This window comes from Arthrobacter sp. FX8, from assembly GCF_026723805.1.
Taxonomy (GTDB): Bacteria; Actinomycetota; Actinomycetes; order Actinomycetales; family Micrococcaceae; genus Arthrobacter.
This window is the reverse complement of sequence record NZ_CP113505.1, coordinates 3,416,002-3,435,989: the sequence shown is the minus strand read 5'-3', so window position 1 is coordinate 3,435,989 and position 19,988 is coordinate 3,416,002. Positions and strand designations below refer to the sequence as shown.

17 protein-coding genes are annotated in these 19,988 nt (G+C 64.1%); 11 read left to right on the top strand and 6 right to left on the bottom strand.

The window, feature by feature from the left end; translation table 11 throughout:
* Window positions 1–365: 365 nt before the first annotated feature.
* Complete coding sequence (locus OUO20_RS16045) at window positions 366–1,331, bottom strand: HigA family addiction module antitoxin (RefSeq protein WP_268002142.1); 966 nt, start codon at window positions 1,329–1,331, stop codon at window positions 366–368.
* A gap of 104 nt (window positions 1,332–1,435) precedes the next feature.
* Between OUO20_RS16045 and OUO20_RS16040 the strand changes: the two genes are divergently transcribed.
* From OUO20_RS16040 to metH, 5 genes are all read left to right on the top strand, one after another.
* A complete protein-coding gene (locus OUO20_RS16040; protein ID WP_268002141.1) occupies window positions 1,436–1,678 on the top strand; it encodes a hypothetical protein in 243 nt (80 codons plus the stop codon).
* A 154-nt stretch (window positions 1,679–1,832) separates the two neighbouring features.
* The gene (locus OUO20_RS16035; protein ID WP_268002140.1) at window positions 1,833–2,132 is read left to right on the top strand and encodes a multiubiquitin domain-containing protein; all 300 of its coding nucleotides are present in this window, start codon (window positions 1,833–1,835) and stop codon (window positions 2,130–2,132) included.
* Window positions 2,133–2,140: 8 nt separating this feature from the next.
* Window positions 2,141–2,539, top strand: a complete 399-nt coding sequence (locus tag OUO20_RS16030) for a hypothetical protein (RefSeq protein ID WP_268002139.1) — start codon at window positions 2,141–2,143, stop codon at window positions 2,537–2,539.
* Between the two features lie 131 nt (window positions 2,540–2,670).
* Entirely contained in the window at window positions 2,671–3,969 is a 1,299-nt protein-coding gene (locus tag OUO20_RS16025; protein ID WP_268002138.1) for a HesA/MoeB/ThiF family protein, read from the top strand.
* A 192-nt stretch (window positions 3,970–4,161) separates the two neighbouring features.
* Window positions 4,162–7,806 carry a methionine synthase gene (gene metH, locus OUO20_RS16020; RefSeq protein WP_268002137.1) on the top strand — a complete coding sequence of 1,215 codons (3,645 nt, stop codon included), beginning with the start codon at window positions 4,162–4,164 and terminating at the stop codon, window positions 7,804–7,806.
* Window positions 7,807–7,916: 110 nt separating this feature from the next.
* On the opposite strand, the gene OUO20_RS16015 is transcribed toward metH, so the two are convergent.
* The 3 genes from OUO20_RS16015 to OUO20_RS16005 all read right to left on the bottom strand — a co-directional run bounded on the left by OUO20_RS16015 (window position 7,917) and on the right by OUO20_RS16005 (window position 10,802).
* The gene (locus OUO20_RS16015) at window positions 7,917–9,338 is read right to left on the bottom strand and encodes an MFS transporter (RefSeq protein WP_134164989.1); all 1,422 of its coding nucleotides are present in this window, start codon (window positions 9,336–9,338) and stop codon (window positions 7,917–7,919) included.
* 271 nt (window positions 9,339–9,609) lie between these two features.
* Window positions 9,610–10,158, bottom strand: coding sequence for an AAA family ATPase (locus OUO20_RS16010; RefSeq protein ID WP_223992944.1), 549 nt, complete (start codon window positions 10,156–10,158; stop codon window positions 9,610–9,612).
* Window positions 10,155–10,802, bottom strand: coding sequence for a bifunctional 4-hydroxy-2-oxoglutarate aldolase/2-dehydro-3-deoxy-phosphogluconate aldolase (locus OUO20_RS16005; RefSeq protein WP_268002136.1), 648 nt, complete (start codon window positions 10,800–10,802; stop codon window positions 10,155–10,157). The genes OUO20_RS16010 and OUO20_RS16005 overlap by 4 nt, the downstream gene beginning before the upstream one ends.
* A 170-nt stretch (window positions 10,803–10,972) precedes the next feature.
* Between OUO20_RS16005 and OUO20_RS16000 the strand changes: the two genes are divergently transcribed.
* The 6 genes from OUO20_RS16000 (at window position 10,973) to OUO20_RS15975 (ending at window position 16,308) form a co-directional block, all read left to right on the top strand.
* Window positions 10,973–11,953 (top strand): Gfo/Idh/MocA family protein, encoded by a 981-nt coding sequence (locus tag OUO20_RS16000; protein ID WP_018769935.1) that lies wholly within the window; start codon window positions 10,973–10,975, stop codon window positions 11,951–11,953.
* Window positions 11,946–12,941 carry a LacI family DNA-binding transcriptional regulator gene (locus tag OUO20_RS15995; protein WP_134164991.1) on the top strand — a complete coding sequence of 332 codons (996 nt, stop codon included), beginning with the start codon at window positions 11,946–11,948 and terminating at the stop codon, window positions 12,939–12,941. Before OUO20_RS16000 ends, OUO20_RS15995 begins: the two co-directional genes overlap by 8 nt.
* Entirely contained in the window at window positions 12,938–13,525 is a 588-nt protein-coding gene (locus OUO20_RS15990) for a VOC family protein (RefSeq protein WP_268002135.1), read from the top strand. Before OUO20_RS15995 ends, OUO20_RS15990 begins: the two co-directional genes overlap by 4 nt.
* Window positions 13,522–14,424 carry a sugar phosphate isomerase/epimerase family protein gene (locus tag OUO20_RS15985; protein WP_056391970.1) on the top strand — a complete coding sequence of 301 codons (903 nt, stop codon included), beginning with the start codon at window positions 13,522–13,524 and terminating at the stop codon, window positions 14,422–14,424. Before OUO20_RS15990 ends, OUO20_RS15985 begins: the two co-directional genes overlap by 4 nt.
* On the top strand, window positions 14,421–15,416 hold the full coding sequence (locus tag OUO20_RS15980) for a Gfo/Idh/MocA family protein (RefSeq protein ID WP_056391968.1): 996 nt from the start codon (window positions 14,421–14,423) through the stop codon (window positions 15,414–15,416). Before OUO20_RS15985 ends, OUO20_RS15980 begins: the two co-directional genes overlap by 4 nt.
* 142 nt (window positions 15,417–15,558) lie before the next feature.
* A complete protein-coding gene (locus OUO20_RS15975) occupies window positions 15,559–16,308 on the top strand; it encodes an SDR family NAD(P)-dependent oxidoreductase (RefSeq protein WP_056391966.1) in 750 nt (249 codons plus the stop codon).
* A gap of 221 nt (window positions 16,309–16,529) precedes the next feature.
* Here OUO20_RS15975 and OUO20_RS15970 read toward each other — a convergent pair whose 3' ends face one another.
* Both OUO20_RS15970 and OUO20_RS15965 read right to left on the bottom strand, forming a co-directional pair.
* Window positions 16,530–19,394, bottom strand: coding sequence for an ATP-binding cassette domain-containing protein (locus OUO20_RS15970; protein ID WP_268002134.1), 2,865 nt, complete (start codon window positions 19,392–19,394; stop codon window positions 16,530–16,532).
* The gene (locus OUO20_RS15965) at window positions 19,391–19,951 is read right to left on the bottom strand and encodes a hypothetical protein (RefSeq protein WP_056391962.1); all 561 of its coding nucleotides are present in this window, start codon (window positions 19,949–19,951) and stop codon (window positions 19,391–19,393) included. Before OUO20_RS15965 ends, OUO20_RS15970 begins: the two co-directional genes overlap by 4 nt.
* Window positions 19,952–19,988: the final 37 nt, after the last annotated feature.

Below are 19,988 nucleotides of genomic sequence, written 5' to 3'. Positions count from 1 at the left end.
AGTCCTCCACAGGGGCCTCCGATGATGTGAGCCAAGCCTGGGGCTTCCCAATTGGTCCAGTGGTGGCGTCACAGAGCCGCTCCCCCAATGAATATCGCCTGAATGTCGCGAATTCCAATTAGAGCAAGAGCATCGTCTGGGCACCAGGACATGACGACAGTAGCGGCGATTGCTCGCGTGACGTTGAAGAACTTGTCACCCTTTGTTAGATGGCTGGCTGGTATGATCCGTCCTTATCTCGAACTTTTGAAAAAGGTCAGGACCAAAACGCCAGTCCTGTGATTCTCGTTGATAACGCCCGGCAACAATTGCCGGCGCCACGCCAATGGTATCGGCTAACTTAATTGCATCGTGCGGGTTTTTAATCACGCGAATCTGATCGTCGTATTGCTTTGGTATGAGCAGGGAAGATGCAAATTCATTGGCTTCTGCTTCGGCAGCAGAAACATCGACTGTCGGCGTTGTGAACTCGACGAAGAGCTCTTTTTTCCATGCAGCAACAGATGTCCAAGCTCGTGAAACAGGGCAAACCAAAACTTGTCATTTCGCTTTCCCCGATTACTGAGCTGTATTAGCGCTTTTGATGGGGAGATGAAACGGGACGCGCCACTTGCCCGGGCTCCGGTAACTTCAGGGACAAGGACAACACAGACCCCTGCTGTCGCACAAAGGGCTACAAGTTCCGGGAAGAATTCCTTTGGTTGCTTTACTGTGAGTGCCCTAAGTTCGGGCAAAATTCGCCTGAGGACGGCCCTGTCGAAGGGTGCGCAGTCTATTTCTTTCGCCTGCAATTCTCCTAGACGCAACCAGGCGGCAACGGCACCAGAGTCCGCATCAAATGCTGTCGATTGCAGGAATGCTGCTGCAGGCGTATTCCAGCTTTTTTCCCAAGCTTCGATTGATCCAACGCCGAAAAATGCTAACGCCTCCTGAAGAAGCGCGCCTGGTTTGCGCTTGTCCGACTTTACGTAGCCCAGTTTTCGAAGCGCGGAGAGCGGCATGCGCTCGAGAAATTCTTCATGCTTGCCAAGCCGGGCCGCCTCTTTTTCTCGGACTCTGTGGTCCTGAAATCTGGCTTCAAGGGAGTTCCAAAAGTCAGCGTCGACGCCTGTGACTCTCTCAAGGGCTAGGGAGGTTTCAGGGCTTATCGCTGCGTTGCCTTGGATGATCTGATTGATGTGCTTCAGGGTCAGCCCTGTCCGTGCAGCCAGTTTGCTCTGGCTCATGTCGAGGGATTCAAGCGTCTCACGGAGAGTTTCACCCGGAGCGGGGATCTCTGTGGGCTTATAAGGATGCCATCCGCCACCTCGAATGTCGGTGTCCATGTTCATGCCCTTCCTCATCCCTTCGGCGCCCGTTCTCGGAGTGCAATGAACTTGAGTCGGGTCACTTGCTCTAGTTCTATCGTCCCGTCAGGCCGGTACGGAACTGGGTCATGCGCCACTGCCACTATCAGCACGCGCAGTTCATCAATGGCAAGCGAGTAGTGGCGGCGGTGATCGGAACCAAGCTGCCGACAGCGGGCCTGCGGAAGTCGGCTAAGCAGCGCGAGATTAGCGGCTGCGTCAATCTGCGACAGTCGCAACAAAATTTTCTGGCCCGTGATGTCTCCGTACACACGCCGGAGGTGCTGCACATCACTGTACGTCTCTGCCTCATAATGGCTGCCGAACCCTAGTTCCACTAACCGTACACCCCAAAGTCTATACCAGCTTGGTGTACACTTGGATTGTTGTACCAGCCGGGTATAGAAACTCTATGCTCGAATCGTAGGGTGGCGCGCCGATGGAAGCCGACCGCGCCACCCAGAAGCCTGAAAGGGGGCTTCGGCCATGACTGTAGCCGAGCACCACACCGGAAACGAAACCAGCACGCCGAACGAAGGCGGCATCAAAAATCCCAAGGTTGTCGAGGCCGTCTTCAATAAGAAGCCGATTTTGCTGCCGAAGGGGCGCACCTCCGGATTGGAAATCAAGCACGAAGCGATCTCGCAGGGGTTTGCCATCCAGCCGTCGTACGTGCTGTTCCAGATAAAGAACCGCAACCATCGCACCGTGATAGGCGACACTGACATCGTCGAGATCCGTGAGGGTATCGAGTTTGCCGCTGTCGCTGACGATGACAACTCTTAGGGGCACCCATGGCTATCACCGATGAAGTGCGGGTGGCGCTTGAGGAACTGCGCACCTCGTTCCCGGACTCCTCACTTACCTTCGAGGAAACCGGCGACGGCGGAGCGTGGGTGCGCGTCGAACCCGTTCCAACCGGGCCGGCCTTCTCTCAGGGGGAAACTTGGATTGCCTTCCAGATTCCCTATAGCTATCCCGAAGCGGACGTGTACCCTCACTTCGTTCGACCTGACCTCGCCCGCATCGACGGGCAGCCCCTCGGTGAGGGATTCCAGCAGTCAATCGGCTGCTGGACAGGTGGCACGATGATGGCGACCCAGCTCTCGCGTCGCACTAATGTTCTGGACAGCGCTACTAATACGGCAGCAGGCAAGCTCTTGAAGGTCCTGAGATGGCTGGCCGACCGATGATGTGGACGATAACTATGGGTGGTGAGCACTGGGCCACGCTCCGCGCTCACCTGTTCCCTGGGGACGGTGACGAGCATGGGGCAATCCTCAGGTGCGGCATTGCACGCACGACGCGGGAGGTCCGGTTGCTCGTGCGCGAAGTCCTGACTGCGTCTGATGGGAAGCATTATGTTCCCGGCACCAGGGGCTATCGAAAGCTGACCGCTGACTTTGTGCTGGATTCTGCGCTGAACTTCGCGGAAGACCAGTCTGTGTACCTTGCAGTTCACTGCCACGGAGGACGGGGAACCGTTGCGTTTTCGCAAACAGATCTGGAATCGCACGAACTCGGTTACCCTGGCCTTCTCGAGCTGATTGGAGCTCCCGTCGTAGGAGCGCTGGTCTTCGCCGAGGACGCTGTGGCAGGAGACCTATGGACAAGCACAGGGGAGCGATTCGAACTTGACCACCTCGTCATTACCGACCCGGTGCGCCAGATTCTGACTCCCGCTCCTCGTAAAGCACCGAGTGCCTCCCAGGAGTACGACCGCCAGGCCCGGCTGTTCGGAGATCGGGGTCAGGAAATACTCAAGAGGCAGAAAGTGGCGGTTGTCGGCCTCGGCGGGGCAGGATCCTTGATCAGTGAACAGCTCGCTCGGCTCGGAGTCGGGCACCTGGTTCTGATCGACTCCGACGTGGTGGAGACGTCCAACCTGTCACGGATTGTTGGAGCGCGCCGAACTGATGCTCACCCTTGGATGACAGCAGAACGCCGGCCCAGATGGATGAGGCAGCTGGGCTATCGCCTCGCAGCGAAGAAGGTTCATGTTGCCAGGCGGGTGGCTCGAACCGCTTCACCCGCAATTCAGGTCGACGCGATCGTAAGCGGAGTGGAGGAGCATGAGGTCGCACAGCTCCTGCGCGATTGCGACCATGTGTTTCTTTCCGCCGATAGCGCCACCGCGCGACTTGTCGTCAACGCTATAGCTCACCAGTACCTCATCACTGTCACCCAGGTCGGGGCAAAGGTCTCCGTCGATAAGCTCAGCGGCGATGTCACCGACGTGTTTGCGGTGAGTCGGCGGGCGGGGCCCGGCGGGGCCTGCTTGAAGTGCAACGGATTGATTTCCTCCGACAGGCTTCGGCAGGAGGCCACTTCCGCAGAGCAGCTCGATCGGCAACGCTACGTGGACGACCCGGGAGTGCACGCTCCCAGCGTCATTACTCTCAACTCGGTCGCAACCAGCCATGCGGTCAACGAATGGCTCATGCGCACTACCGGTCTCTCAACGCAGCCGTTGGACGTGGCGTGGTTTCACGCGGACACCCTTAGTGGTGAAGTGCTGATCGATGAGCCGCGACAGGATTTCGGCTGCACTCAGTGCGGACCGTCGCGCTTCGCCCTTGGCGACAGTCGCCGCCTTCCGACGAAAATGCCAAAGGACGCATAACCCGTCAAACAGAGAACTGGCGGCCGGTGATACTACTTACCGGCCGCCGCTTTTTTAGTAAGGTCCGCCCGGAATGCTATGCCGCAACAGCTAATAAGTTGAAGACTCAACTTACATATTGCACTAGCGTTCCCCGTCGTAGTACACGGACACACAGCGCAACGTTCCGGCCCCCGCACGTAACCTGTTTAGATGCCTCGTTTTGCGCTTGATATTGAGTCCGTGCCCCGCCCTGCCCGTTCGCAGGAGCTCCTGGACGCCGTGAACCACCGCGTGGTCATTGCCGACGGCGCCATGGGCACCATGCTGCAGGGCCGGGACCTGCAGCTCGAAACCGACTTCCAAAACCTCGAGGGCTGCAACGAGATCCTCAACGACACCCGCCCGGACGTCATCGCGGACATCCACGACGCCTACTTCGCCACCGGCATCGACGCCGTCGAAACCAACACCTTCGGCGCCAACTGGTCCAACCTCTCCGACTACGGCATCGACGACCGGATCGAAGAGCTCGCCCAAAAGGGTGCCAGAATCGCCCGCGAACGCGCCGAGGCGGCAGAGAAAACAGACGGCCGCATGCGCTGGGTCCTCGGCTCCATGGGCCCAGGCACCAAGCTCCCCAGCCTGGGCCACACCAGCTACGACTACCTCAAGCAGACCTTCGCCCTCCAGGCAGAGGGCCTCATCGACGGCGGCGCGGACGCCTTCCTCATCGAAACCAGCCAGGACCTCCTGCAGACCAAAGCCGCCGTCAACGGCTGCAAACAGGCCATCGTCGCCAAAGGCGTCCGCCTCCCCATCTTCGTCGAGGTGACGGTGGAAACCACCGGAACCATGCTCATGGGCTCCGAAATCGGCGCCGCGCTCACTGCCCTCGAACCGCTCGGCGTCGACGCGATCGGCCTGAACTGCGCCACCGGCCCGGACGAGATGAGCGAGCACCTCCGCCACCTCTCCAAGCAGTCCTCCGTGGCCATCGCCTGCATGCCCAACGCCGGCCTGCCTGTCCTCGGCGCCAACGGCGCCCACTACCCGCTCTCACCCTCCGAACTCGCCACCGCGCATGAGCAGTTCGTGCGCGAATTCGGCCTGGGCCTGGTGGGCGGCTGCTGCGGTACGACGCCGGAGCACATGGCCGCCGTCGTCGAACGTCTTGCCCCCTTCCGCACCAAAGCCGTGGCGACCAAGGAAGACAACGCGCCGGCGAGAATCCCCGAAGAACGCGAGGCCGGCGTCGCCTCCCTCTACCAGCACGTCAACTTCGACCAGGAGTCCGCGTATCTGGCCATCGGCGAACGTACCAACGCGAACGGCTCCAAGGCCTTCCGCCAGGCCATGCTCGAGGAACGCTGGGACGACTGCGTGGATATCGCCCGCGAACAGATCCGCGTCGGCGCCCACCTGCTGGACGTCTGCGTCGACTACGTGGGCCGCGACGGTGTCGCGGACATCAAAGAGGTCGTCAGCCGCTTCGCCTCCGCCTCCACCCTCCCGCTGGTCATCGACTCCACGGAGCCGCCCGTCCTGCAGGCCGGCCTGGAACTCATCGGCGGCCGCCCCGTGGTCAACTCCGTCAACTACGAGGACGGCGACGGACCCAACAGCCGCTTCGCCCGCATCATGCCTCTGGTCAAGGAACACGGCACCGCCGTCATCGCCCTGACCATCAACGAAGAGGGCCAGGCCCGCACCACCGAAGGCAAGGTGGCCATCGCCTCCCGCCTGGTGGACGCCCTGGTGGGCGAATGGGGCATGCGCGTCGAGGACATCATCGTCGACTGCCTCACCTTCCCCGTGGCCACCGGCCAGGAGGAAACCCGCCGGGACGGCATCGAAACCATCGAGGCCATCCGCCAGATCACCGCCAAGTACCCCGGCATCAACACCACCCTCGGCGTCTCCAACGTCTCCTTCGGCCTGAACCCCGCAGCGCGCATCGTCCTGAACTCCGTGTTCCTGCACGAGGCCGTCCAGGCCGGCCTGACCAGCGGCATCATCGACGCCGCCAAGATCGTCCCGCTCGCCTCACTGCCGGAAGAGCAGCGCAAGGTGGCCCTGGACCTGGTCTGGGACCGCCGCGAATACGACGCCGACGGCAACGTCACCTATGACCCCCTGGCCAGCATGCTGGACCTCTTCGCCGGCGTCGACACCGCAGCGCTCAAGGACCAGCGCGCCGCCGAACTCGCCGCGCTGCCCACCGGCGCGCGCCTGGAGCGGCGCATCATCGACGGCGAAGGCAAGGGCCTGGAAGAGGACCTGGACCTGGCCCGCAGCGAGGGCATGACCCCGCTGGGCATCATCAACGACCACCTTCTCGAGGGCATGAAGGTGGTGGGCGAGCGCTTCGGCGCCGGCGAGATGCAGCTGCCGTTCGTACTGCAGTCCGCCGAGGTGATGAAGAACGCCGTCGCCCTGCTCGAACCGCACATGGAGAAATCGGACTCCTCCGGCAAGGGCACCATGGTGATCGCCACCGTCCGCGGTGACGTGCACGACATCGGCAAGAACCTGGTGGACATCATCCTCACCAACAACGGCTACAAGGTCATCAACATCGGCATCAAGCAGGGCATCGCCGAGATCATCGCCGCAGCCGAGCAGCACAACGCCGACGTGATCGGCATGTCCGGCCTGCTGGTGAAGTCCACCGTGGTGATGAAGGAAAACCTCGCGGAGCTGCAGTCCCGCGGCCTGGCCAAGAAGTGGCCGGTCATCCTGGGCGGCGCAGCACTCACCCGTGCCTACGTGGAACAGGACCTGGCGGAGCAGTTCGACGGCGTGGTCCGCTACGCCAAGGACGCCTTCGAGGGCCTCTCCCTCATGGAGCCGCTGGTCCGCGTGGCCCGCGGTGAATCACCGGACGACGTCGGCCTGCCGCCGTTGAAGAAACGCATCCACAAGGGCGGCGCGAAGTTCACGGTCACCGAGCCCGAGGCCATGCCCGGCCGGTCCGACGTCGCCACCGACAACCCCGTCCCCGTGCCGCCGTTCTGGGGCACCCGCATTGTCCGCGGCGTCTCGCTCCACGAGTACGCTGCGTTCCTCGACGAGCGTGCCACGTTCATGGGGCAGTGGGGCCTCAAGCCCGGCCGCGGCGAGGACGGCGCCTCCTACGAGGAACTGGTGGAACGCGAGGGCCGGCCGCGGCTGCGCTACTGGCTGGACCGCATCCTGGGCGAGGGCATGCTGGACGCGTCCGTCGCCTACGGCTACTTCCCGGTGGTTTCCGAAGGGGAGCAGGTGGTGGTGCTTCACCACGGCGAGGATCCCGACGGCGTCCTGGGCACGGCGGGCCTGCTCGCCCCGGACGGTGGTTCAGGCGGTCCGATCGGCAGCGACCGGCTGCGGTTCGATTTCCCGCGCCAGCGCCGCGACCGGCACCTGTGCCTGGCCGACTTCGTGAAGTCCCGCGAGTCCGGGCAGATCGACGTGCTGCCCGTGCAGCTGGTCACCGCCGGCTCCAAGATCGAAGAGTTCACGTCCAAGATGTTCGCGGCCAACCAGTACCGCGACTATTACGAGCTCAACGGCCTGGTCATGCAGCTCACCGAGGCGCTGGCCGAGTTCTGGCATGCCCGGATCCGGAAGGAGCTGGGCTTCGCGTCCGAGGAGCCCAAGGACACGGCAGGGTACTTCAAGCTGGACTACCGCGGTGCCCGGTTCTCGCTGGGCTACCCCGCCTGCCCTGACATGGAGGACCGCCGCAAGGTCACCGAGCTGCTGAAGCCCGAGCGCATGGGCGTGGTCCTGAGCGATGAGCTGATGCTGCACCCCGAACAGTCCACCGACGCGTTCGTGTTCCACCACCCGGAGGCGAAGTACTTCAAGGTGTGAGGTGAAGCCGGTCGTTGGCCGGGCATGGGATCGCCCTCGACCAGGTCTCGGTCGAGGGCGATCCCCGAAGTGCGGGGCGTTGCATGGTTACGAGGGCACCAGAGGGACGCCTATGGCTTGGAATTGTGCGCCTGGATCCCGCCGTGTGGAGTCTCGAAGAGCAGGTGCTCTCCCTCCAGCACTTCGCGGTCTGCCGGGGCGACGGTGGCACGCGGGCCCTTGCTGCCAGTTTCCGGAAGCGTGAAGTAGGCGATGAGGGAGAGGGCGACAATGGCGATCATGTAATACGCGACGAACATGGGCTGTCCGGCGCCGACGAATGCAGCGGCAATCAGTGGTGCAGTGCCTCCGAAGACGGCGATCACGATCTGGTGTGCAAAGCCGATTCCGGAGACCCGGACAGAAGCCGGGAACAGCTCGGCCTGGATTGTCGGATAGACCGACTGCCAGATTCCAAGAACCACCCATCCCGACGCTGAGACCAGAACGTACACGCCGAAGCCTGGCTGGTTCAGCAGCAGAAGCAGTGGGTAGAAGAGCACGATCATGCCGATGGCACCGATGATGGGGAAGATCTTTCGTCGGCCGAGGCGGTCGGAAAGGTATCCGCAGACCGGCACGATGACCACCAGCAAGGCAAGGCCGATAACGCTTCCGGCAAGAGTGGAGGACAGGTCGCGGCCGGTGGTCAGCTTGGCATAGGTGGGAAGGAAGGTGGCCCAGGTGTAGTAGGCCACGGCCGGAGCAGACAGCGCAGCTGCCTGCAGCAGAGCCTTCGGGTGTTCGCGCAGCAGGTCCATCAGGCGCGCCGCCGCGGACTTTTGGTCGACAAGGGCAGTCGCCTCAAACTCAGGGGTCTCATCAGAGCGAGCCCGCAGGATAAGCCCGACTACGCCAAGAACACCGCCTATGAGGAACGGGATGCGCCAGCCCCAGGCGGCGAGGTCGTCGGGAGCAAAAGAGGAGGTCACGATCGCGGCGGCACCGGTCGCGGCGAGGGTCGCCAGGCCGCTTGCCATATTGGAGAACGAGCCAAACAGGCCCCTCCGGTTCGCGGGAGCGTGTTCGACCATGAAAGCGATAGCGCTCTGCTGCTCGCTGCCGGCCGAGATGCCTTGAAGAATGCGTGCAACCAGGAAAAGAACTGGCGCTGCGTACCCGATTGTCGCAAATGACGGCGTGAGACCGATGATCAAAGCGCCGAGCGCCATTCCGGAGATGGAGAGCGTCAGGACGAGCCTGCGGCCGAAACGGTCGGCCAGTGGTGAAATGATGATTCCGCTTAGCGGTCGGACGACAAACCCGATTGCGTAGGTCAGCAGTGCTGCGACCAGGGACGCAAACGGGGAGTCGCCGGGGAAAATCTGCGATGAGAATACTGCTGCCAGCAGCCCGTAGATGTACCAGTCGTACCACTCCACGAAGTGGCCGATCGTGCCTGCCACCATGTTGACGGAGCGCCTGCGTGGCTCCGGCACTTCCGGAAATCCCGAAGGGCCCGAGCTGTCGAGCGCATCTTTTGAGGTCTTCATTGAACTCTCCATACTTCCACGTTTGCTGAGGAGGGGTTAGGGGTTGAGCCGGGGCGGTCAATGCTCCGGCTGCAGCTGCCGCTACCGCCTTGGCGGATCAGCAAAACCAATAAGATCGGTTGCTGAGATCGGTTGCTGAGATCGGTTGCAATCAGATTACGGACGACAGAACAGACTTGTCAACGTTTTTTGTGAGCCTCGTCGCAGATTCTGGTGTCGCCCCTCTAGGAGGGGCAACCGCTTTGCGGCAGTGGGTGCAGCGGTGGGGCCATTACCCCTCTGCCGGAAGGGGTGTCTCATTGTTGAAGTCCAGGTACTGCACGCCGGACCAGGCGCATTCCAGGTCTCCGTAGACCGACCAATACTCATTCCAGTGGGTGAGCTTCCATTGGTCCCGTTCCAGGCCGCGGAGGGTGAGCCGTTCGCGTAGAAGGTCCTGCGGGACCCTCACCCGTACCACCGTGGTTTGGGAAGGTGGCCAATCGAATTTCTTTGCCGCGTTGGTCAGAAAATCCGGGTCTTCGAAGTAGGCCCCGAAGGGGGCGTCGAGCACGACGGACCGGCCCAGGCGCAGGTTAGCCCCGGCCACGTCCATGAGGGTCTCGTACTCGAGGGGAAGCAGGTTGTCGCGGTAGTAGTCGTTGGACTCCCGGTCGGTGGGGTCGTGTCCGGTTGCCTTCAGTGCGAACTCGACAAAGCGTCCGCATACCCGGTCCTTGTCCAGGTAGGCCGCGTTGTTTTCTCTTGCTGTTTTCTGTGCGACCGTTGTTTTCCCCGAGCCGGCCGGTCCGATCACGACAAAGACGCTAGGGGTCGTCATCGGCGGGCCTCTGCCACTGCTGACAGGAACTGCTTGGCGGCTTTGGTGACGCGGTCGAAGTCGCCGTCGGGCTGCCATGCTTTGGTGACGTAACTGCCGACGCCGACGCCGGCTACGCCCGCGGCGAACCATTCGCCTACGTTCTCCAGGGTGACGCCGCCGGCCGGCATGATCGGCAGGTGGGCGAGCGGTGCGAGAACGGATTTTGCGTAGGGGATACCGCCGGCTTCGGTGGGGAAGAGCTTGAGGATGTCAGCGCCTGCCTCGGCGGAGTTAACAAGCTCGGTCGGCGTGTAGGCTCCGCTAACGGTGGGCACCTGGTACCGGTTTGCTGTCCGGATCATCGCCGGGTTGAGCTGGGGACTGACCAGGAATTCAGCCCCGGCCCGGATGCACTCATAGGCTGCGTGCTCGTCCAGCACCGTTCCGGCGCCGATCGCGACTCCATTGGCAGCATGTTTGGCGGCGAGGCGGCGGATTACCTCGACGGCGCCTGGGATCGAAAGTGTGATTTCAAGGGCGCGGAAGCCTCCAGCGATGGCAGCTTCGGCAACTCGTTCTGCGACGTCGGCGTTCTCGAGGCGGACGATGAGGACGGCGCCTGATTCGTCGATGGTCTGCAAGGTGCGGAGTTTCTTGTACATGGTGGCCTTTCTTGGGGCCGAGGCTTCGGACGATCCTTGTTGCCTGGGCCACTGTTGAAGTGTCGTTGACAAACTTTCCCACCATCCATACTGTTATTGCAACCGATCTCAGCAACCGATCTCATGTTGAGTGGACAGCAAGACCCATACTTAGCAAAGGAGCTGTGAGGGTGAGCAAAACACGCACGATCATTCTTGGTGCTTCACACTGGCACGTTCCGTTGTATGCCCGGGCAATCGGCGAAGAACACCAGGTCGTCGGCATCAGTGACGAGGACGTGTCACTCGTTCAGGGACTGGCAAAGACTTGGGCCGCTCCCGTTGAGGCGGACTGGCGGAGCCTGCTCGATCTGCCCGAGGTGGGGCTCGCCTATGTTTTCGGCCCGCACGATGGAATGGCCGAAAAGTGTCTTGACCTGATCGAGCGTGGCATTCCGATTGTGGTGGAGAAGCCGCTGGGAACGTCCTTGACGGAACTTTCGCAGGTGCGCAAGGCGGCTGAGGCAGCCGGCGTCCCGGTCACCGTCCCGCTGGTCCAGCGGGGTGGTCCGACGGACCGTTGGCTGGCCAAGGCTGGCCGGCCTACGTACCAGAGGATCTCCTTTATTGCCGGTCCGCCTTCGCGTTACCTGGCTAACGGCAACCCTTGGATGCTGGACCCTTCCACCGCCGGGGGAGGGTGCCTGGCAAACCTGGGACCGCATTTCGTGGACCTGTTCCTGCAGGCCTGTGACGAGTCAGCGGCGAGTGTCGAGTCGCGGCTGTCGGCGGCGCTGCATGGCGGGGCTGTTGAGGACCATGCCAGTCTCATCATCACCACCCCGAGCGGGTGTGAAGCCATTGTGGAGGTGGGGTACGCCTTCCCGGGTTCGCCGTTGAAGCGGTACTGCAGCTACACGTCGGCGGGCGGGGCAGGATTCGCCTCCGTCAACTCGGATGGTTCTGCCACGTTCACCGCGTTGGACGGGACAACGGAGTCTGCCGTGATCGACGTGGACAGTGACCCTCTCTATGATCCGTTCGTGCGCCGTGTCGCCCAGACACTGGAAGATGGATTCAAGGGGCTGCCAACATTGGCCCAGCTCGAAGATGTGATGCGCCCGATCTGGCAGGCGTATGACGACCAGCGCGGAGGAAAAGAAGATGGCTGACCTAAGTATTGACGTTGTCGCGAAGGCGGCCGGTGTCCACCGCTCAACGGTTTCCCGGGCATTCTCCCGGCCGGAAGCGGTGAAGAGCGAAACCCGCGAGCACATCCTCCGGGTTGCCGAGGGCCTTGGCTACACAATGAGTCCACTCGCCCAGGCACTCCGCCGAAAGACCAGCACCTTCATCCCGCTGATCGTCCCTGACATCACCAACCCGTTCTTTGCAGAACTGGCCAAGACGATGACGCAGGCGGCGGATGAGCGCGGCTACCAGCTGCTGCTCTGCGTCACCAATGGGGACCCCGCTAAAACTGAGGGATACTTCGTCGCCATGCAGGCCATGTATGCCCCCTTTGGTATCGTCGCGCCCTCCACGAAGGTCGATACCGAGGCGTTGAAGCGCTTCGATTTCGGCCACAAGGTGGTGGTGATCGACCGGGTGGAAGGCGATGATACGGTTCCAACTGTCACCGTCGACAGCCGCCGCGGAATTATGCTTGCGCTGGACCACCTGCACTCACTGGGGCACACTTCCATTGGCTATGTTTCCGGCATCGCCGGTACGCACACCGCCCAGGACCGGATGGACGCGTATCTGGAGCTGTCCGCCGAGAGCGGCAGTGCACCTGTTGTGCTGGACAGCGGGTCGGATCTGGATGCGGGTACGCGTGGGGCAGAGCATTTCCTCGAGATGGAGAATCCGCCGACGGCCATCATCGCCGCGAATGACATGGTGGCCTTTGCGGTCATCTCGGCCCTCGGTAGAAGCGGCGTGCGTGTACCGGAGGACGTGTCGGTCATCGGTTTCGACGGTCTGGCTTTGGGGGCCCGGTTCAACCCGGCCCTGACCACCATCCGGCAGCCTATCTCCGACATGGGACACCTCGCCATCGAACTGGCCGAGAAGCAGAACGCGGACGGTTCCGTGGACCACATCGTGCTCGAACCTGAGCTTCTTGTCCGTGCCTCCACCGCAGGACCGCGCAAATGACCGCGCAAAGGTACGATGCCACAGCAGGCTCACTGCGGCGTTTGCCGGGGCTCCAGCATGCGGACCACATCGGCCTGACCGTTCCCAACCTCGAGGAGGGCGTCCGGTTCTTCGTCGACGTGCTCGGGGCCGAGGAACTGTACCGCTCCGAACGTGGGCCTGACGAAGAATTCATGCCCACAAACTTCGACGTCCCGGCCGATGCGAAACTCACGCTCGCCATGCTTCGCCTGCCCCCGAATCTGAACATTGAGCTGTTCGAATGGAGCAGCGCCGAGCGGCGCGAGACCCCGCCACGGCATTGCGACGCGGGCGGACACCACCTGTGCTTTGTCGTGGACGACGTTGACGAAGCGATCGCCGTACTGCAGGAAACCCCGGGAGTCCGCGTGCTCGGGGAGCGCAAAGAAGTCGCCGGCGACAGCCCGCGCGTGGCCGGCAACCGCTGGACCTACTTCATCACCCCTTGGGGCCTGCTGATGGAGATCGTCGACCGATCCCGGGTCGCGTCCCCACCCAGGCTCGTCGGTCCAGCGGACTGGACGGCAATACAACACACTTCCAGGAAGGACAATCAACAATGAGGTTTGCAGGTCACACACTAGGCACTCCGCACCATACGGTCCCCCAAGCGCTAAAGCTCTTCCGGGACGCAGGGCTTGATGCCGCGGAAGTCATCTACCAAAACGGCTACACCTCAGGGTTGCCGCTGGGGGACCGCCGCGCCGCCATGGAGGCACTGACGGCGGCAGACGGCGAGGGCCTTCCGATCCTTGGCCTCACGCCCTACACCACGGCCATCAACTCCCTTGACGAGAGTCAGTGGCGCGGGGGAGTTGACGAATTCCGCGGCGCAATTGAGACCGCCCACCTGCTTGGCGCCGACCGGGTGCGTGTATACGCGGGAGCGTGGCATCCCGGTGACACCGATCGTGACCGGCGATGGGCGAAACTGCGGGAGGCCCTGCAGACCCTGGCACCCGAGGCTGAACAGGCCGGCGTGCGGCTGTGTGTGGAGAACCACTTCGGCACCATGACCCAGACCGCGGCAGAAACCGCTGCGCTCGTCCGGGAGGTTGCCCACCCGGCCGTTCGTGTTCTTTACGATCAGGCCAACCTCACCTTCACCCATGACGAGACGTTCGAGGAAGCCTTTGCCGTCCAGGGCGACCTGATCGGTCACGTGCACGTGAAGGACCTCGTGTTCACCGATCCGAACGCAGCTTTCCGTGCCACGGAAACAGCGCGCGTCGACGCGTCCGAGCGCGCCGTCCGATCAAGGGTCATCGGTACCGGTGTTCTTCCCTGGCCCCAGATCCTCGCTGCGCTGCTGCGCCACGGCTACGATGACCTGCTGAGTATCGAGTATGAGTACCGTTGGCACCCGCAAGACCTCCCCACCCCTGAGGACGGATTCCGGGAATCCGTGACCGCACTGCGCGGAATGCTCACTGATCTGGCTGAAATGGAGAACGCCCGATGACCGGGCAGCGCCTCCGCGTCGGCGTCATCGGCGCAGGCAATATCGCCACCATCGCCCAACTACCCACACTCGTCCAGCGCGATGATGTGGAGCTGGCAGCCCTGGTATCCCGCCGCGAGGACCCGGGCAACCTGGTCCGGCGCTGGGGATTCGGCGCCGCCTACCGGTCAGTGGAGGACATGCTGGACGCGCAGGACCTGGATGCCGTCTTCGTCCTCACGCCCCGATCCGAACACGCGCACGCGGTCCAGTTGTGCCTCAACAACGACGTCGATGTGTTCTGCGAAAAACCTCTTGCCCCGGCAACCGAGGAAGCAGAACGTTTGGCGGACCTGGCCGACGAGCGCGGCCGCATCCTCATGGTGGATTTCAACCGCCGCTACGCACCCGTCTATGCCGCCGGCCGTGAGCTGTTCGGCGCAAAAGGCGCTACCTTCTGCGTCGCGCAGAAGAACCGCCCCGGATCCGAATACCGTGCAACGTTCGAGAACGCCATTCACATGGTTGACCTGCTCCGCTGGTACTGCGGCGGCGATCCCGTGGACGTTGCCGCACACGCAGCCGGTGACGACCCCTGGGAAGAAGACGGCGTCGCAGCCATGATCCGCTTCAGCACCGGCAACACGGGAGTGCTGATGGCTGCCCGGACAGCAGGTGCGTGGAATGAGAAACTCGACGCCTACGGCGATGGCAAGACCGTGGAAGTCAGGGCGCCGGAGACCGTCTCGACCACCGTCAAGGGAGTCACAACCTCACGGGAGCTCAGCTCTGAGGCGTATGGCTGGGCAACGGCGACCGACACACTCGGATTCTCCGCAGCCGTCCACCACTTCCTGGACCGGGTCGCCGACAGGGAACAGCCACTGACCTCCGGTCGCGAAGCCGTCCACACCCAGCGGCTGCTTGACCAGGTCCTCGCCGCCTCCGGACTGCCCACACAAGAACAAGAAGGCCGGCAATGGGCAAGCCACGCCGTTAGCGGCAACAGCTAGGCAGCACGGGCAGGTGCACCACCCTGGTCCGCGCCCGGAGCGACGGCTCATCCCCATGAAACCTCAAGTAAGGAGCTGGAAAGATGAAACGAGCAGCCCACCAGCCAGCCGCAGGGCAGCAACAGATAAGCGGAGAAATCAGATGAGCCTCAAAGACCAAGTCGTTCTGGTGACCGGATCAAGCGGCGGAATCGGTAATGCAGTCGTCGAGGCACTCACGGCCGAAGGGGCACTCGTCATAGGTGCCGACCGCGGCCCGAAGGATGGCCAGGAACTCGCCGGCTTCTTCCCGCTGGACATCACCTCCGAAGAACAATGCGCCACAGTCGTCCGTGATGTCACAACCACGCACGGGCGCATCGACGCTCTCGTCCACGCAGCTGGAGTCCTGGGTGCCACGCCGGACATCATGAAAACAACGACCGAAGAATTCGACTCCATCATGCGGATCAACGGTTCCGGAACCTTCACCATGGTCCGCGAAACCGCACAATCAATGATTGGGACCGGCACTGCCGGCGCCATCGTGATCCTCTCCTCCGTTGCAGCCAAAGAAGCCCGCCTCAACTACTTGCCCTACAACGCAAGCAAACTCGCAGTACTCCACATCATGTGGTCCTTCGCCGAGCTGCTCGGCCCCAACGGCATCTCGGTCAACGCCATCGCGCCCGGCCCGGTAAACACTCCCATGTGGGCACAATTCGCCAAAGACTCTGGCCCTGATGCAGCCGCAAACCGCGCCAAGCGCGCCGCCCAGCTTCCAATGCGCCGGTTCGCCGAACCAGAGGAAGTCGCCCGCGCCATCCTTTTCCTTGCCGACCCGGACAACCGCTACATCACGGGCGTATCCCTCGATGTGGCAGGCGGAGCCCACCTGGGAATAGGAACCTGATCCGGGGCTTAGGGCTCAGCGCCTAGGGCTGGTGCCGGATGGCCTGTGCAATCACTGGCATGGGACAGCTCTTCATGCCTCTCATGATCGAAGAGCTTGTAGTGATGAGATCAGGGTCACAGGAGCTGCAACAAAAGCGCGAGATTTTGAAGATAACCATGCGGAATAGATGCATGATTCATCCACAGCTCATGCCAACGCAACTATCTTTCGGCGGGTCCTCAGGCCCTGAGTTGTAGCGGGTCCACGACGTGGGTGGGCTGGGGCCGCGCGGCCTGCCCACCCGCGCCGGAGACCGGCTTTACCCGCCGCAGCGCGGCGAGGATGGCGCGGCCCACCACGGCGATCCCGATCACCGTGGTGACGGCACGCAGGGTGTCCCAGCCCGCCGTCGACGTCAACAGCGAGTAGAGCAGGAAGCTGCTGAGGTTGGTGGCCAACGGCGCGCCGGGCACGTAGGAGATGCCGGTGCCGGTGCCCACCGCGAAGGGCCAGAACCACAGGTTGGTCAGCAGGCCGAACACATAGGACGCCACCACGCCGTAGCCTGCCAGCATCCACAGCTCGGCCCTGCCCCGCACCCGGCGGGGGAGCAGCCCGGCCCCGGCGCCCACCCAGGCGCAGGCGAAGACCTGGAAGGGCGTCCACGGCCCAACGCCACCCCACAGCACACTGGAGACGGCGATGGTGGCGGCGCCGAGGAGCAGGCCAAACCGGGCGCCGAACGCCCGTCCGGCCAGGATCAGCAGGATGAAGACCGCCTCCACGCCGCCGACGCCGGTGCTCGCCACCCGGACAGCGGAACCGACCGCGGCCAGCACGCCCAGCAGTGCCACCGTGTGTGCCGAGCGGACCGACCCGTCCAGGGACACCACGACGGCGACCGCGGCCACGGGTGCGATGGCCAGCGCAGCGTAGGGGAGGGCAGCCGTGGCATCCTGCGGCACGGCGGCGGCGAGCAGCGGCCAGCAGAAGGCCGCCAAGGCCAGCAGGTTTGCGGCCGCGAGGACTGCCAGTTCGAGCGCCCGCGGCATCCGGGGGCGCCGGGGCTTTGCAGCGTCCCGTGGGCCAGCCTGCTCGTTGAGGGTCGCTGGCTGTGGCCTCGTTGCTGCTGGCCGCGATGGGAGGACAAGCGGTTCGGGGCTGATGGCTGCTTTGGCTGCAGGCGCCACGCCGTCCCGCATCGGCAGGATCCGGGCGCCCAGGCCGCGGGCAAACTCAAGGTCGTGGGTGGCAATCAGGACTGCGGCGCCGTCATCCGCCGCCGCCCGCAAAGCCGCCGAGACAGCCGTCCGCGCCGCGGGATCCAGGCCGCGCGTGGGCTCATCGATCAGGAGGACCTGCGGGCTGTCCATGGTCTGCAGCGCGATGGCGAGGATCCTGCGCTCACCGGCAGAGAGGTCCCGGGGATGCTCGTGGCCAATGGGAATCTGCACGCCTCCCCGCAGCCGGGCCAGGCGTGCCGCCGCAAAGCCGGGGGCGGGCTGTCCGCCCTTCTTCCCACGGGCACCACTCTTCCCACGAGCGCCACTCTTTCCACGGGCCAGGCGCCGCTCGGCCGCACGGAGCTCTCCGGACACGGTGTCGCTGGTGAAGAGGTCGTCCGACGCGTCCGGCACCAGGGCCACCCGGCCGCCGTCGAGCACTCCTTCGTCAGCAGCTCCCTCACCCAGGGCCAGCGCCACCAGGAGGGAGGACTTGCCGGCTCCGTTCGGCCCCACCAGTGCCACCACTTCACCGGGGTGGAGGGCCAGGGACGCGTCGCGCACCAGCGGCGTACCTTTGCGGTGCACGGCGAGGTGGGCCGCCGTCAGCACCGGCACGGAGCCGGCCACCTCCCGCGCCGGACTGTCACCGGAAGGCACCGGCGCCGCGGGCGGCGCAGAACCCTGCACCAGCGCGCCACCATCAATGGTCCACCATGCATCGGCGACGGGGGCGAGTGCTGACGCCCGGTGCTCCGCCACGATGACGCAGACGCCGACGCCGGCGAGTGCGTTGAGCACTGCGATGACGCGTGCGCGGGCTGCCGTATCAAGATCCGCCAGGGGCTCGTCCGCCAGGAGAAGCTTTGGATGGTCCACGACGGCGGCGGCGATGGCCACCAGCGTCGCCTCACCGGCCGAGAGGGTGCTGACATTCCGGTCCAGCAGTGCCGGGATTCCGATCCGCCCGGCCACCTCCAGCACCCGCGCCTGCGCAGCGGCGGTCGGCACGCCGCGCAGCTCAAGGGCCAGGGCAATTTCATCCCGGACCCGGGTGGTGGCGAAGGCAGCCCGGGGATTCTGGAGCACGGTGCCGATGAGGCGGGCGGTGTCCCGCGGCGGTGTGGCGGCGCGGTCCAGTCCGCCGGCGAGAACGGTGCCGGAAACCGCTCCGCCGTCAACGTGGGAGAGCAGGCCGGCGATGCCCCGCAGGATGGTGGACTTTCCGGAACCCGTGGGCCCGGTGATCACAATGACGGAGCCGGGCATCGGCGCGAACCCGTCAACCCTTACGCAGGTGTCCCCAATCCGGAACTGTGCGTTCCGGACGATAAGCGGCAGGCCGCCGTCGAGCCCTGGCTGGTGCGCTGCCCGGCTCCCGAAACCGCGCAGCTCCAAAGCTGCGGCAACCCGCCCGGCGTGCTCCAGGGTGCGCTCCAGTATGGGGACCAGGGCGCGGGGGCCGAAGCGTTCGCCCCGCAGCCGGAACGCCAGGCGCACGGAGGCGACGGCGTCGGACAGGGCGGGGAGGGCCGCCCATGCCACCACCAGCATCCGGGCCACGCCCTGCAGCGGGCCGCCGCGGGCCAGCCGCACGAAGCCGCGGGACACATCAACCCACGCGTTGAGCAGGCCGAAGCCGAGGATGGTCGCCGCAATGGGCAGGGCGGACAGCACCGCCTGCCAGAGGCCCGGCGCGGTGACCGGACCGAGGAAGACTACATGGGCATACGGGGCGGGAAGCCGCAGCGGCGGCAGGTCGAGCAGGACCGGGCTGCCGGTGCCCGCCCCATTGAAAAGGACGCGGTAAATGACCCGCGCCGCGATGAACACAGCGGCGAGGACTGCCGCTGCGCGCAACGGCGCGGGCCGGAAGGTCATGCCGCGGGCGCGGCCGGCTCGCCGTCGACCGTGAAGAGCAGTTCCAGGCTCTCACCGGGGCTCACCTTCAAGGTGGCGAGGCCTTCCTGTGCGTAGGCCCATTCACCGGAGGCGGGCTTGACCCAGAGACCCCAGTAGGCGAAAGCGGCGGGCATGCCCTTGCACTCTTCGCGGTAGGTGCCGTCCTTGTGCTTGATATCGAAGTCGGCGGCGGGCACGCCGTTCACGCGGCACACGATTTCGTTGGGGTACTGGGTGGTGCCCTCGGTCTTGACCTTTGCCTCGTCGAGCACCTTGGACGCCACGGTGGGTCCGTCCACGGACACGCAGGTGGAGGTGTCCGCAGCGGCCTGCTTCAGGGCGCCGGAATCGACGATGACCTTAACCCCGGCGCAGGGGCCGGCTGTGGTGGACGCGGCGCTGGCAGAAGCTGAGGAAGCGGGCGCAGAGGCGCTTGGCTGGGTGGCGGCCGGGGTGGAACAGCCGGCGAGGGTCAACAGGAGACCGGCGGCGGCGAGGGAGCCCGCGGCGGCGGTACGAATCTTAGTCAAAGTCACCTGTCAAGGGTAGGGCGTTGCCGCTCCGGATCAGGAG